The sequence below is a fragment of the Ideonella lacteola genome (assembly GCF_038066555.1).
Taxonomy (GTDB): Bacteria; Pseudomonadota; Gammaproteobacteria; order Burkholderiales; family Burkholderiaceae_C; genus Ideonella; species Ideonella lacteola.
Window position 1 is genome coordinate 105726 of the sequence record NZ_JBBUTG010000001.1, and the last position, 14808, is coordinate 120533.

6 protein-coding genes are annotated in these 14808 nt (G+C 69.3%); 4 read left to right on the forward strand and 2 right to left on the reverse strand.

What is annotated here, in order from left to right; genetic code table 11:
* Positions 1-152 precede the first annotated feature (152 nt).
* Positions 153-605 carry a D-glycero-beta-D-manno-heptose 1-phosphate adenylyltransferase gene (gene rfaE2 / locus AACH06_RS00370; protein WP_341424209.1) on the reverse strand — a complete coding sequence of 151 codons (453 nt, stop codon included), beginning with the start codon at positions 603-605 and terminating at the stop codon, positions 153-155.
* Between the two features lie 138 nt (positions 606-743).
* On the opposite strand from rfaE2, the gene AACH06_RS00375 reads away from it, so the two are divergent.
* The 3 genes from AACH06_RS00375 (at position 744) to AACH06_RS00385 (ending at position 5567) form a co-directional block, all read left to right on the forward strand.
* Positions 744-1175 (forward strand): helix-turn-helix domain-containing protein, encoded by a 432-nt coding sequence (locus AACH06_RS00375; protein ID WP_341423601.1) that lies wholly within the window; start codon positions 744-746, stop codon positions 1173-1175.
* The gene (locus AACH06_RS00380) at positions 1172-3415 is read left to right on the forward strand and encodes a VIT domain-containing protein (protein WP_341423602.1); all 2244 of its coding nucleotides are present in this window, start codon (positions 1172-1174) and stop codon (positions 3413-3415) included. The genes AACH06_RS00375 and AACH06_RS00380 overlap by 4 nt, the downstream gene beginning before the upstream one ends.
* A 115-nt stretch (positions 3416-3530) precedes the next feature.
* Positions 3531-5567 carry an acetyl-CoA hydrolase/transferase C-terminal domain-containing protein gene (locus AACH06_RS00385; RefSeq protein WP_341423603.1) on the forward strand — a complete coding sequence of 679 codons (2037 nt, stop codon included), beginning with the start codon at positions 3531-3533 and terminating at the stop codon, positions 5565-5567.
* On the opposite strand, the gene AACH06_RS00390 is transcribed toward AACH06_RS00385, so the two are convergent.
* The gene (locus AACH06_RS00390; protein ID WP_341423604.1) at positions 5539-13140 is read right to left on the reverse strand and encodes an O-linked N-acetylglucosamine transferase family protein; all 7602 of its coding nucleotides are present in this window, start codon (positions 13138-13140) and stop codon (positions 5539-5541) included. The two genes, AACH06_RS00385 and AACH06_RS00390, sit on opposite strands and share 29 nt — an antisense overlap.
* A gap of 220 nt (positions 13141-13360) precedes the next feature.
* Here AACH06_RS00390 and AACH06_RS00395 point away from each other — a divergent pair, with 220 nt between their 5' ends.
* Complete coding sequence (locus AACH06_RS00395) at positions 13361-14608, forward strand: choice-of-anchor tandem repeat GloVer-containing protein (protein ID WP_341423605.1); 1248 nt, start codon at positions 13361-13363, stop codon at positions 14606-14608.
* The last annotated feature ends 200 nt before the right edge of the window (positions 14609-14808 follow it).

Below are 14808 nucleotides of genomic sequence, written 5' to 3' on the forward strand. Positions count from 1 at the left end.
CTTTGCTGAGCGCGGGAGGCTCGAAAACCATGTGACCCATGGTGCTCGGGCTGAACGTTGATCAGAGACCACTCCTCCTCCGGGCCACATGGGCAACCATCGTGGCCCTTTTTTTTTCGGGCGTGCCGGGCGCCGGATGGGGAGCCGGGCTTTCAGTGGCCGCGGATGCGTCGCACCAGCGCGGTGGTCGAGAAGCCATCGACGAAGGGCAGCGCCAGCGATCTGCCGCCCCAGCTTTGCACCAGGGGCGTTTCGGCCAACTGGGCCATGTCGTAGTCGCCCCCCTTCACATAAATGGCCGGCTTCAACTGCGCCAACACCGCCAACGGCGTGTCTTCCTCGAACAGCAGCACGGCGTCCACGCTCTCCAGGCTCGCCAGCAGGTAGGCGCGGTCCATCTCGCGGTTCAGCGGCCGATCGGGGCCCTTGCCGAGGCGGCGCGCCGAGGCGTCGCTGTTGACCGCCACGATGAGGCGCTCGCCCAGGGCTCGTGCGGCGGCCAGGTAGCTCACATGGCCCCGGTGCAGCACGTCGAAGACGCCGTTGGTGAACACGGTACCGGGCTCGCTGCCATGGCGCGCCACGGCCTGCTCCAGGCTCAGCAACTTGCGGGCAGGGTCGAAGCGGTCGAAGGGGGTGGGGGGGCTCACGGGGCGTGATTGTGGCCCCGTGGGCGCCTGCACGACGGGGTTACGAATTTAATGACAGTTGACTGTCTTTAAATGGTGTCGTTTAATGGCGCCATGTCTTCCGCCGACAACGCGTCTCGCTACTCGCTCGAATCGCTCGCCACGCTGGCCGGCCTCACGCCGCGCACCGTGCGCTACTACATCCAGCAGGGTCTGGTCGACCGGCCGCTGGGTGAGAAGCGCGGGGCCCACTACGTGACGAGGCACCTCGAGCAACTGCTGCAGATCCGCCGCTGGGTCGACGCCGGGCTCAGCCTCGAGCGCATTGCCGAGCTGCGTGCGGGCTCGCCAGACGACCCCGCGCCCCAGGCTGCCCGGCCCGGCAGCGTGGAGGTGTGGAGCCGCCTGACGTTGGCTGATGGACTGGAGGTGCACCTCGAACCCGGCCGCGCCGGGCTCAGTGCTGAACAGGTGCGGCGCCTGATCAGGCGCTTCACCGAGGCGTACCGCGAGGTGCGCTCGAACGACAACAAGGAATCCACATGAGCCATCCGGACAGCCTGATCGGCCTTCGCCATCGCGAGGGCCAGGCCACACCCGTGCTGCAGCACGTCACGATGAATGCCAGGCTGGAGGGCCTGCTGCTCGATGCCACGGTGCGCCAGCGCTATCGCAACACCACGGACAAGACGCTGGAGGTGGTCTACACGTTCCCGCTGAACGAGGGCGCGGTGCTTCTGGGCTTCAAGGTCACGCTCGGCGGCCGAGTTTCCGAGGGGCGGGTGATCGAGAAGGTCGAGGCCGAGCACCGCTATGAGCAGGCGATGGACGAAGGCGATGCGCCGGTCATGCTCCAGCGTGCGGGCGATGGCCTGTTCACCGCGAACCTGGGCAACTTCAAGCCCGGCGAAGAGGCGGTGATCGAGTACCGCTTCGGCCACTTGCAGGCCGTGGAGCAGGGCCGGGTGCGCCTGTGCGTGCCGACCACCGTCGCGCCACGCTACGGTCATGCCGTCACCCAGGGCCAGCTGCAGCCGCATCAGGTGCCCGAGGCCTCGCTGGTGGCCGAGTACCCGTTCGAGTTGACGCTTGAACTCGACGCCTCCTGGAACGGCTCGGCGCTGCACTGCGCCACGCACCGCGCGGCGTTTGCGATGACCGAGGCCGGTGCGCGCCTGACGCTGGCCGAACGCGCGTGGCTCGATCGCGACGTGGTCGTCACCGTCGACGCGCCGTCGTTCGTGTCGTCGGTGCGGCGCGTGGCCGATGTGGGCCAGCAGGTGGTACTCGCATCGTTCCTGCCCACCCAGACACGGCCGCCGCGCGCCAGCATCGACCTCAAGCTGCTGGTGGACTGCTCAGGTTCGATGGCGGGCGACAGCATGAACTCGGCCAGGGTGGCGCTCAAGCGGGTGGTGCAGCAACTGCGCGCCGAAGACCGCTTCAGCTACACACGGTTTGGCACGACGGCGCGCCATGGCTTCCAGCGGCTGGCGGTGGCCAAGCCTCACCATCTGGCGATGCTGCAGGCCATGATCGACACCACCCAAGCCGATCTGGGCGGCACCGAGATGCTGTCGGCGCTGCAGGCCACCATCGCGCTGCGTGGCACGCAAGAGCAGGCCGACATCCTGCTGATCACCGACGGCGAGGTCTGGAACGCCGAGCCGATGATGGAGGCGGCGGCCGCCTCCCGGCACCGCATCTTTGCGGTGGGGGTGGGCGCCGCGCCAGCCCATTCGCTGCTGCAACGGCTGGCCGAGGCCAGCGGCGGCGCGTGCGAATTCGCCACCCCGGGTGAGAGCCTGGAGGCTGCGGTAGATCGGATGTTCACCCGCATCCGCCAGCAGCCGCTGGGCCGAGTTCGCCTGCAATGGCGCGGTGCCGAGGCGCACGCCCCCGCGTGGGTGGCCGGGCTGCCTGGCCAGGTGTTCGCGGGCGACATGGTGCATGTGTTCGCCGGGTTCGAAGGGGCCGTGCCGGCCGAGGTGGCGCTGGTGGCTGAAGACGGCGACACATTCGTCGCGCAGGGCAGTCTGCCGGCCAGCGCCGAACACCAGGCGGCCCCGGAGTCGGCGCAGGCCGGCGCGGCCAGCCTGGCGCGGATGGCGGCATCCGCCCGTCTGGGCGGGCTCGATGACGAACAGGCCCTGGCACTCGCGCTGCGCTACCAGTTGCTGACCGACCGGACCCACTTCCTGGTGGTGCACGAACGCTCAGATGCCGACAAAGCCACGGATCTGGCCGAGCTGCACACGGTGGCGTCGATGCTGGCAGCCGGTTGGGGCGGCATGGGCGAGGCGGCGGCGGCGGCGGGCATGCCGCCACCGATGGCGATGCTGGCCGTGCCGGCGCCGGCCGACATGCGCCGACGCAGTGTGGCGGCGGTGCCGGGTGCCATGTTCAAGAAGCTGGCCGACATGGTGTCGAGCGATGCGCCTGCCGAGCGAGGCCGTGGCGTCATCGCCCGTGCCCAGCCGACGGCCGATGCCGACGCGGTGCTGCAAGCGGCCCTGCATCACCTGGCCACCGGCCGCCACGATGGGCTGGCGGCGGCGATCGAGGCGCTGAACCCGGACGATTCGATGCGCCAGGCCCTGAGCCGGCTGTCATCGCTCGGCCTCGACGCCGACACGGCCTGGCTGCTGCTGGTGCATTGGCTGGCCGGCTACCGCGGTGGCGACTTGGGCGACGAGGGGGAATCGGTGGCCGAGCGTGTGCTGTCGTCGGTGTCGGCCGAACAGTGGCGCGGTGCGCTCGAGGCCCTCGTCGACAGCCTGGGATGACACATTGGGCAGCGTCCCCTGTCGGATGGCGCGCGGGCTCGGGCGCCGGGCGGCCTGACGCAAGTCAAGACCGCCCGGCGCTGCGCCACCCAGAATCGCGGCAGGAGACAAACACATGACGATCACGCTTCACCAGATTGAAGCTGCAGTGGACGAGGTGCTGGCGCGTATCGACGGCCCCATCGTGCTGGGCATGCCGCTGGGCATCGGCAAGCCCAATCCTTTCGTGAACCGGCTGTACCAGCGTGTCAAGGCCGACCCTTCGCGGCAGCTGACCATCGTCACGGCCCTGAGCCTGGAGGTGCCCTCGGGCCACAGCGAGCTGGAGCAGCACTTCCTCGGGCCGCTGGTCGAGCGCGTGTTCCAGGACTACCCGGACCTCGACTATGTGAAAGACCTGCGCGGCCCCGGCCTGCCGCCGAACATCGAGGTGCGCGAGTTCTTCCTGAAGACAGGCGACTACCTGACGAACGAGCTGGCGCAGCAGCACTACATCAGCACCAACTACACCTTCGTCGCGCGCGACATGCTGGGCCAGGGCCTGAACGTGATCGCGCAGGCCGTGGCGGAACGCGTGGTCGACGGGCAGCGCCAGATCAGCCTGTCGAGCAACCCCGACGTGATCCAGGAGGTGGTGGAACGCTTTGCCGAGGCCGACAAGCCGCTGCTCACGGTCGGTGTGGTGAACCGGCAGATGCCCTTCATGCTCGGCGGTGCCTTGGTCGAGCCGGCGTTCTTCGACCTGCTTTGCGACGATCCGGCCGGCACCCACACCCTGTTTGCACCGCCCAATGCCAAGGTGAGCACCACCGACTACGCCATCGGCCTGCATGCCAGCAGCCTGGTGGCCGATGGCGGCACGCTGCAAATCGGCATCGGCTCGCTGGGCGACGCGATCGCCCAGGCGCTCATCCTGCGCGACCAGCATGGCGACGAGTACCGGCGCATCCTGGCGGCGATCTGCCCGCAGGGCCTGCAAGGACGCGAGCTGTCACCGTTCCGGCAGGGCCTCTATGGCTGCTCGGAAATGTTCGTCAACGGCTTCCTGCAATTGATGCAGGCCGGCATCGTGCGCCGCGAGGTGTTCGCCGACCCGACGCTGCAGACGCTCATCAACGAGGGCCGGCTCGACCCCAGGCAACTGCCGCCGAACGTGCTGGAGCTGCTGGCCGAAGAGGGCCGCATCAGCCTGCCGCCCACCCCCGAAGACCGTGAGTGGCTGCAACGTTTCGGCATCCTCGATGGCGAAGGCCGCGTCGGCCCGCGCCTGACCGGGGGCGTCTGCATGACGGGTGGGTTCTTCATCGGCCCGGGAGACTTCTACGAGCGACTGCGCACGATGGCCGACGGCGAGCGGGCGCGCATCGACATGACGCGCATCGACTTCATCAACCAGCTCTACGGCAAGGATGCGGAGGAAACGCACCTCAAGCGGGTGCAGCGCGTCAAGGCGCGCTTCATGAACACGACGATGAAGGTCACCCTGCTCGGCGCGGCGGCCAGCGATGCGCTGGAAAGCGGCGCTGTCGTCAGCGGCGTGGGCGGGCAATACAACTTCGTCGCCATGGCGCATGCGTTGCCGGATGCCCGCTCGGTGCTGATGCTGCGGGCCACGCACGACACGCCGGACGGGCCGGTGAGCAACATCGTCTGGAGCTACGGCCACACCACCATCCCTCGCCATCTGCGCGACATCGTGATCACCGAGTACGGCGTGGCCGACCTGCGCGGCCAGAACGACGGCGAAATCGTCAAGCGCCTCATCGCCATCGCCGATTCGCGCTTTCAGCCCGAGCTGGTGGCGGCTGCCAAGTCGCACGGCAAGCTCGACGCGGCCTGGCAACTGCCCGAGAGCTGGACGCACAACACGCCGCAGGCGCTCGATGCCCAGCTTCACCCGTTCACCCAGGCGGGTTTGCTGCCCGGCTTTCCCTTCGGCACCGACCTCACCGCGGACGAGCTCAAGATCGTCGCAGCGCTGCGGCGGCTGAAGAAGGCCACCCAGCATCCGGTGGAGCTGGTGGCCATGGCGCTGCGGAGCTTATGGGAGAACAAGGAGGCGCCGCCGGCTTACCTGCAGCGCCTGGGCCTGGATGAAGCGCAGGGCTTCAAGGCCTTGTTCATCAAGAAGCTGTTTGCGGGCAACCTCTGAGCTTGTCCAGCCAGAGTCGGTTCAGCAGCTCGTCCAGCGCCATCACGAAGCCAGGTGTGTCGAACAGGGGTGAGCGGCCGCGCTCGGCGCGCAGGCGCTGGCGCCAGGCCTGGCGCTCGTTGGGGTGCGCGACCAGCCGTTGGGCCAGGGCTTCCAGTTCGCCGGTGCTGTGGCACACGCCCTCGGGCAGGCCGGCGGCACGCAGCAGGCTGGCGCCGACGCGGCTTGCGAAGGCGTTGCCGATCAGGGTCAGCACCGGCACGCCGGCCCACAGGGCATCGCTCACCGTGGTGTGCCCGTTGTAGTAACGGGTGTCCAACACCAGATCGGCCAGCGCCAGCCTTTCCAGGTGGCGAGGCTTGGACCAGATCGGGGCGAACACCAGCCGGTCGCGCGCCACGCCAGCCGCCTCGGCCGCGGCATAGAGGCGCTGTCTGGTTTCGATCGGGCCGTCGACCAGCCAGAGGATCGCGCGCGGCGCCTGGGCCAGCAGGCGCATCCACAGCGCGAAGGTGTCGGCGTCCAGCTTGTAGTGGGTGCAGAAGCAGGCGATCACCACCGCGTTGTCGGGCAGGCCGCAGTCGGCCCGGGTCAGGCCGGTGGAGGCGACGCGCTGCGCATCGTCGGTGCATTGGTAGCTGTGCGGCAGCTGGGCGATGCGCTCGGTGTAGGCGGGCTGGGCGTCCATCGGCGTGACGGTGGCGTCGCCGATCACGGCGTCGAACCACGGCGCGCAGGCGGCGCCCGGGTAGCCGAGCCAGGTGATCTGCAGCGGGGCCGGGCGCAGCGCGAACACACCGGGCCGCGCGTCGCGGGTGTAGCCCTTCAGGTCGATGAGGATGTCGATTTCGGCGGCGCGCAGGGCCTGGGCCAGCGCACGGTCGTTCAACGGGCTCACGTCGTGGAAGGCGTCGACATCGCGCTTCAGGCCGCGCCGGTAGTCGCTGTGGTCATCCGGCCCGAACGACCAGGCGCTCACCTCGAAGCGGGTGCGGTCATGCCGGGCGAACACGCCCCGCATCAGGTGCATCGTGGCGTGGTTGTGGAAATCGGCCGAGGCGTACGCCAGGCGCAGGCGAGGGCGGTCGATCACCGGCCTTGCCGGCAGCGGCATCCCGGCGCGGCGCGCGATGTGCGCGGCGTGGCGCGCGGCGATGGGCGCGATGTCGGCATCGCTCAGCGGCAAGGGCAGCGACAGCACCGAAAACGGCGAAGGCGGGTCGAATGGGGTGGTGGTTGGGGCGGTGGATGCGGCAGTGAATGGGGTGGGCTCGGCACTCAGCCCTTGCACCAGCGCCTTCAGCCCGGCGTCGTCGGGCAAGCCCGCCCAATCGCACAGTTGTTGGCGCAGGTGCACCACCTGCAGTTGAACGCCCAGGTGGCCCGGCTGCAGGGCCTGGCAGCGTTCGAGCTCGTCGAGCGCCTCGACGTGTGCGCCCCGGGCGAGGTGGATCGACGCCAGGTTGAACCGGGCGGCGAAGTGGGAAGGCGAGGTGCTGAGCAGGCTGTCGTAGTGGCGCTGCGCCTCGTCGAGCCGCTGCATCGACTGCAGGGCCAGGCCCAGGCTGTAGCGGGCACCCGAATGAGCCGGCTGTGCCTGGACGACCATCTCGAAATGCGGCAACGCATCGGCCGGGCGGTCGGCGCGCTGCAAGCCGATGCCCAGGTTGTAGTGCGCTTCGAGGCTGCGGGGCTGCAGGCTGACGGCTCGCTCATAGGCCGAGAGGGCTTCGCTCAGCTCGCCAAGGTCGAGGCAGGCGTTGCCCAGGTGCAGCCAGGCCTCGGTGAAATCGGGCTGGAGGTCGAGCGCCGCCTTGGCGGCCTGTTTGGCGGCCTGTAGCGCTTGCGGCGCCGGTCCGAGCTGTCGCCAAAGGTCGGACTGCTGCGACAGCGCATGGGGATCGTTCGGCTTCAGGCGCAGGGCCTCGGCGTACAAGGGCTCGGCCAGCGCGAGCGCGCCACGGGCCTTGTGCAGGTTGGCGAGGTTGCGCCAGGCGTCCGCGTAGCCGGGGTCCACGTCGATGGCGCGGCGGTAGGCTTCAGCCGCCCGCCCGGTGGCACCCTGGCGCCGCAGGATGGCGCCCATCAGTGCCCAGGCGTCGGCGCGCTGGGGCGCGCGCAGCAGCGCACCCACCGAATCGGCCTCGGCCCGACGGGCGTCGAACTCGGCGGATTGGTAGTGGCCGTAGGCGCGCTGCACCCAGGCCGACGCCTCGCTGGGCGGCGTGCCGTCGTGGCGGGGCAGGGTTTGGCGCGCCAACTCGCCCAGCGCCGCGGCCACGGCATCGCGCACGGGCCGCCAGTCGCCACGCGCCGACTGCCGGAACAGACGTGCGCTGGGGTACCAGGCACTGCGGGTCTCGTCCAGGCCCCAGCGCCAGTCGTGGTGGAAGGGCAGCGTCACGAACACCGGTTTGCCCATGGCACCTGCCAGATGGGCCACCGAGGTGTCGGACGTGATCACCAGATCCAGCTCGGCGATCACCGCGGCGGTGTCATCGAAGTCCTGGATCTCGGTATCGAGGTTCACGAAGTGCGGCGGCAGCGTCTGGCCGGCGAGGTCGCGCTGGCCGTCGCCTTTTTGCAGCACGAACCAGCGCAGGCCCGGCAGGCGCAGCCAGTCTGCAAACGGTGCAAAGCGTGGTGAGCGTTGCGCATCGTTCTTCACGTTGGGATTGCCCGCCCACACCCAGCCGACCGCGAGCTCGCGATCGCGCTGCCAGCCGCGCTGGACGAGGCGCTCGCGCCAGCCCAGGCAGCGTGCGGCATCGGGGTGCACATAGGGCACCAGCGTCGGCAACGCATCGTCGGCCATGCCCAGCACATGGGGCAGGCTCATCAGTGGCACATGGCAATCGAATGCCGGCAGGGCCGGGGCGGGCCGGCCGCGCTGGCTCACCGCATCAACGCCCGGCGTGCGGGCCACCAGGCCCATCATCTCGCCCAGCACCTCGACAATCACCCGGCCGCCGCGCCGCTTCACCTCGGGCAGGAAGCGCAGGAACTGCAGGGCATCGCCAAAGCCTTGTTCGGCCCAGACGAGCACGGTTCGGCCGTTCAGCGGCGAGCCGTCCCACCGGGGTTGAGGGCAGTCGCGCGGCTCGGGCTGGCGGCGCGCGAAGCGCCATTCGTAGTCGGTGAAGCCGGCGGCGTACTGGCCGTGCAGCAGTCGAGCCAGTGCGAGGTTCCAATGGCCGTCGACATGGCCCGGGTCGCGCTGGACGGTGGCTTCGAAGGTGGCGAGCGCGTCGTCCCAGTGGCCGAAGTGTTCGAGCGCCACGCCCAGGTTGTGCAGCGTCTCGACGTGGTCGGGGTTCAGCCGGACGGCCTCGCGGTACGCGGCCAGCGCGCCGACCTCGTCTTCACGATCGCGCCGCAGGTTGCCCAGGTTGTTCCAGGCATCGGGGTAGTCGGGCTGCAACTGCGTGGCACGCCGATAGGCCTGTTCGGCCAGATCCAGGTCGCCCAGGCGCTTGTGCAGGATGCCGCGCAGCGTCCAGCCATCGGCACGTTGGGGCTCGGCCTTCAGGGCGGCTTCGGCATACGCCAACGCCTCTTCGTCGGCCTGGGCCTGGTAGAGGGTGAAGGCGCGCTCGATGTCGGTGGCGGGCCAGGCGGGCACCGCGGCCAGGGCCGCGGGCTTGAGCTGCTGGCGCTGGCGCCACGCCATGCGCTCGTACAGATGCTCCAGATCACGCGTCCACGCCGCGCTGTCGAACAGGGGCACGCTCAGGCGCTGGGCGGCGAGCCGCTGTTTGAGCGCTTGCAGGCGTGCAGGGTCCTGCGCCAGTGCCACCGCGAGGTCGACATAGGCCTCGGCGCTGGCGGTGGCCAGCTCCGGCACGCCGGCGGCGTGCAGCAGGCTGGTGGCCACGCGCGAGGCGAAGGTGTCGCCGGTGCGGGTGAGCACCGGCACACCGACCCACAGTGCATCGCTGCAGGTGGTGTGGGCGTTGTAGGGCTCGGTGTCGAGCATCAGATCGGCCAGTTGCAGGCGCCCCAGGTGCTCGGCCAGCGGCTTCTCGGGGGCGAAGAAGAGGCGGGCCGGATCGAGGCCGCGCTCGCGCATCTCGCGGCGCAGGTTGTCCTCGGCCAGCGGGTTCGAGCGCAGCAGCCACAGCACGGTGTTCGGGGCACGCCGCAACACTTGGCACCAGCGGTCGAAGACCGCTTCGGTGATCTTGTAGCTGTAGTTGAAGCAGGCCAGCACCACCGGCGGGCCGTCTTCGTGGCCAGGCACCGACACGGGCAGGCCCGCTTCCGCCCGCGAAGGGCAGGCGCCGACGGCGCGTTGGCGATCGTTGGGCTGGTAGCAGTGCGGCAGCTGGGCGATGCGTTCGTCGTAGTCGGCTGCGTGCGCGAGCGGCGTGACGATCGGGTCGCCGATCACGTAGTCGGCGAAATCGGCCCCGAGCGTGCCGGGGTAGCCCAGGAAATTGACCTGCACCGGCGCGGGGCGCAGCGCGAGCACGCCGCTGCGGGTGTCCCGCGTGTAGCCCTTGAGGTCGACGAGGATGTCGATGCCATCGGCCCGGATGCGGTGGGCCAGGTCTTCGAGGCCGAGCGAGGCGCATTCGATGAAATGGTCGACCGAGCGCTCCAGTCGCGCACGCATCGCGCTGCCATCGTTCGGGCCGCAGCTGTAGGCGAAGACCTCGACGCGGCGGCGGTCGTGGCGCTCGAACACTTCGGCCATCAGGTAGGCGGTGGCGTGGGCATGCAGGTCAGACGAGAGGTAGCCGATGCGCAGGCGTGCGTCGTTCCGCGGCGCGGCGGGTGGCCAGGTCATCTGCGGAGCGCGGGCGAGCGGTGCGGCGTATTGGCGGGCCACCCACTGCTGCGCACAGCGGCGCTGCTGGGCCCGGCTGGCGGGCAGCGCCAGGTAGGCAAAGGGGAACACCGGGTGCGTGGGGCCGGCCAGCGGGTCTTCGCCGCCCGCATCCACCGTGGCGATCACCTGCGCGGTGGCCTCCCGCGCGCCGGCAAAGTCGCAGGCCGCCTGCAACGCGCGCAGCAGCGAGGTCTGGGCCAGGCTGTAGTGCGGGTCCAGCGCCAACGCCGCGCGGTAATGCGCGATGGCGTCGGCCGAGCGCGCGGCGTCGTTGTAGAGGTTGGCGAGGTTGTATTCGGTGGGTGCGCAGCGCTCGTGCGACAGCGATTGCTGGAACAACTGCTCCGCCTCCACCAGCGCGCCGCGGCGCTGCGCGGCGGAGGCCAACAGGTTGAGCAAGCCCGCGGGGTCGGCGACCTGGGCCCGCCCTTCGCGCCACGCAGCCTCGGCTTCGCCGGCTCGGCCCTGGGCGGCGAGGGCCTGGCCCAATGACGACCAGGCCGCCGATTGCGCCGGCACCAGCGCCAGTGAGCTGCGATAGCTGTCGATCGCGCCCGCGAAATCGCCGGCGGCCTGCTGGGTGTTGCCCCGGTTGGTGAGCACGATCGCGCGGAAGGCCGGCTCGCGGATCAGCGCCAGCGCGCGGTCGAAGGCGGCCAATGACTCGGCAAAGCGCTGCCGACGCTTGAGCGCCAGGGCCCACAGATGCCAGCCGTCGATCGATTCGGCGTCGGCGGACAGCGCCTCTCGGCACAGGGCTTCGGCGTGGACATCATGGCCCGCATTCAACGCGGCCATGGCCTGCTGCAGCAAGGCGCTGGTGGAAGGGCGAGGGGTCTCTGAGGCGGGCGGTGCGTTCGGGGCAGCCACGGTGGGCGGGGTGGGCGCGTTCGTGGTCGTGGTGGTGGTGGTGGTGGCGGTGGATGCTGGGTGAGCGGGCCCCAAGGTCGCCGCGTCCTCGGCGGGTGACCAGGCCGCAAGCCGGTCGTGCAGCGTGCGGACGACGCCGTCCCAATCCTGCGGCGCGGTTTGCCGGATCAGGCGCAGGCTGGGGTACCAGGCGGTGGTCTCCCCTTCGCGCAGCCAGCGCCAATCCGGCCCGTGAGCCACCATCACCCAGCAAGGCTTGTTCATCGCGCCGGCCAGGTGCACGACCGAGGTGTCCACCGAAATCAGCAGGTCGATGCGAGCCATCGCGGCGGCGGTGTCGGTGTAGTCGTTCAGCGAGGCATCGAGATCCAGCACCTGATCGCGCCAAGGCGACTGGCGCAGTTCTTCCGCCGGCTCGCCCTTTTGCAGGCTGACGAAGCGCAGGCCCGGCAGTGCCAACAGCGGGGCCAGCGCGGCCAGGCTGGCCGAACGGTTGCGGTTGTTGGCATGGTCCTTGTTGCCGCCCCACACCAGCGCCACCGTGGCGCGCACGCCGGCAGGGCGGGCCAGGCGCTCGCGCCACGCCGCGGCCTTGTCGGCCGGGGCATGCAGGTAGGGCACCTGGGCGGGTACCTGGCCCACGTCGGTGCCCAGGCGGTGGGGCAGGCTGAGCAAGAACGACCAGTAGTCGTAGCGGTGCTCGTACATCTGCCCCGGTGCCACCACCCGTGTGGGGCCGGCCAGCGTCTTCATCAAGCCCACCAGCGGACCATCGACGATCAGCGTCACCTCGGCGCCCGCCTCGCGCAGCATGGTGGCGTAGCGGCAGAACTGCAGCTGATCGCCCAGGCCCTGTTCGCGCACCAAGGCGATGTGCTTGCCGTTCAGGGGCTCGCCTTGCCACATCGGGCAGCCGAGGGCCGGCGGCCGCGGGGCACTCTTGTTCTGCGAGCGCGGGTGGTAGCGCACCTCGTAGCCCGCAAAGCCACGCTTCAGGTGGCCGAACAGCAGGTCGGCCAGCGCGATGTTGTAGAGCGTGTCGGCGTTGCCGGGGGCCAACGCCAGCGAGCGCTGGTAGCAGCGCATGGCTTCGGCGTGGTCGCCCCGCTCTTTGGCCAGTTGGCCCAGGCTGTTCCAGCTGCGGTAGAACTGGGGGTCGATCTCCAGCACCCGGTGGTAGAGCGCGACCGCGTCGTCGCAGCGGCCGGCTTCCTTCAGCAGCGTGCCGAGGTTGTTCAGCGCGTTGACATGGTCAGGCTGCGCCGTGAGCACCTCGCGGTAGCAGGCTTCGGCCTGCGCCGGGCGGCGCATTTCCTGGTGCAAGGTGCCGAGGTTGTTCAAGGCCTCGACGTGGCCCGGCCGCAGCGCCAGCGCCTGGCGGTAGGCGGCCTCGGCCTCGTCATGCCGGCCGCGGGCTTGCAGCACGAGGCCCAGGTTGTTCAGGGCCTCGACGTTGTCGGGCAGCAGTTCCAGCGCGCGCCGCAGCGCAGCCTCGGCCTCGGGCCAGCGGGTGAGCGTGCGCAGCACTTCGCCGCGGTTGACGTGCAGGTCGGCGGCATCGGCCTTGTGCACCGCCGCCCGATCCAGCCACTCCAGCGCGGCTTCGTGACGGCCGAGCAGATGCTGGGCCACGCCCATCAACTGCAGCGCCTCGGGTTGCTGCGGCGCGAGCTTCAGCGCCGCCAGGCAGGCCTCGGCCATGGCCGGCGGCTGGCCCGCCCGGAAGGCAGCAACCGCGCGGCGAAGGTGGTCCAGCACGTCGCCGGTAGGTGGGCTGGTGGGGATCTCGGCCGCCGGTACGGCGGGCGTGGCGGGACCCGTGGCCGATGCGGAATCAGCGGGCAGGGCAGACGAGGGCGCGAGCAGCTCCATATCCCGACAAGGGTAGGGGGCTGGCTTGGCGGGCAACGGGCGAAAAGACGCCCGCCGAGGGGGCAATTCGAGCCGCCATCGCGGTTAGCCGTTGCTCCTGCAGCGGTTGGGCTCGTCTGAGCCGTGCAGGCGCCACATCGTGTCAAATATGTCGCCCATGGGCCGATCGGTATGCCGATGTGCCTGCGTGGATGGACACAAATCTACTTGGAGGGATGCTTTGATTTCGACGATTCGATCCTTGGCTGCGGTGGCAACTGCGCTGGCCTGCGGGCTTGTTCAAGCCCAGACATCTCTTGCGGCGCCTGCTTGGCAGACCGCTGGCACGGCGTTCAAGCTGTTGCACGAATTCGAGGGGGCGCCGCTCAGCGGCCGTCCCAACGCTGCCTTGATCCTGGGGCCCGATGGCAATTTCTATGGAACCAGCAGCGACGGTGGCGATGATGCCAGTTGCCGTCCGTTCGGTTGCGGAACCATCTACCGGATGAAGCCGAACGGGGTTACCAAGATGCTCCACTCCTTCAAGTTCGCGTCGGATGGGCAGTTTCCTTTGGCCTCCCTGATGCTGGCCTCGGACGGCAAGTTCTACGGTACGGCCTACTACGGAGGGCCACTGAATGGTGGCACCTTGTTCCGCACCGATACCAAGGGCAACTTTGAGGTGCTCTACGCCTTCAAGCACGGAGGACCGAATGGCGCGCATCCGACGGCGGCGGTGGTCGAGGGCCCCGACGGCATGCTCTACGGCACCACACAGGAAGGCGGCGTCGGGCAGGCGCCGCTGTGCTTGAGCAATGGGATTTCGGGCTGTGGGACCGTCTTCAACTACTCCATCAAGTCGGGTGTGCTCAGGGTGCTGCGCTCGTTTGCCGGCCAGGATGGGGATGGCGCATTTCCGTCGGAGCCCCTGACCTTGGCCAATGACGGGAACTTCTACGGCACGACTTCGCAGGGAGGAGCGAGTCAATACGGAACCTTGTTCCGAATGACGAAGGACGGTGAGTTCACCCTGCTGCACGTTTTCGATCTTGCGACCGGCGCCACTCCGTCGGGCACTCTCGTGCAAGGGCGTGACGGTGCGCTCTACGGCACAACCGCACGCGGCGGACTTCACGGTGGTGGCACCGTCTTTCGCATCACCCTAGACGGTGCCTACAGCTTGGTTCACGAGTTCGACCCCGTGAATGAAGGTGACACCCCCGACGGCAAACTCGTGCTCGGCCCTGGCGATCTTCTTTATGGTGTCTTGCGCTACGGTGGAGACAAAGTCAGCTGCAATCCGGCGGGATGCGGCTCCGCGTACTCGCTCTCGGCGACTGGAAAGTACAGGACGCTGCACAAGTTCAACGGCACCGATGGGATTTTTCCGAGCGGCGGTTTGACGCGTCTGGGCGACACCAAATTGTTGGGCACGACCGAGTTCGGGGGGAGTGCTGATGCCGGAGTGATCTTCACGATCAAGCCGTAGGCGCCAGTGCTCTTGTCCGCGCGCCAAAGCAAACGTGGAGGTGGCCTCGCGTCGGCGCCGCTGCCGTCCTCCTTCCCTTTCGTCCAGGGCGCGCAGAGCTCTGCCGCCGATCAACAGCGTGCGCGGATTCGTCGTTGCTGATCCGCGGGGAACCCCGTCAGCGCCGAGCCACTGGCTCGGCGTGTTCTGAGAGGCGGCCC

Excerpts from the sequence above, each read along its gene's own strand:
- AACH06_RS00375 (WP_341423601.1), top strand. The coding sequence starts at position 744 with ATGTCTTCCGCCGACAACGCGTCTCGCTACTCGCTCGAATCGCTCGCC.
- AACH06_RS00380 (WP_341423602.1), top strand. The coding sequence starts at position 1,172 with ATGAGCCATCCGGACAGCCTGATCGGCCTTCGCCATCGCGAGGGCCAG.
- AACH06_RS00385 (WP_341423603.1), top strand. The coding sequence starts at position 3,531 with ATGACGATCACGCTTCACCAGATTGAAGCTGCAGTGGACGAGGTGCTG.
- AACH06_RS00390 (WP_341423604.1), bottom strand. The coding sequence starts at position 13,140 with ATGGAGCTGCTCGCGCCCTCGTCTGCCCTGCCCGCTGATTCCGCATCG.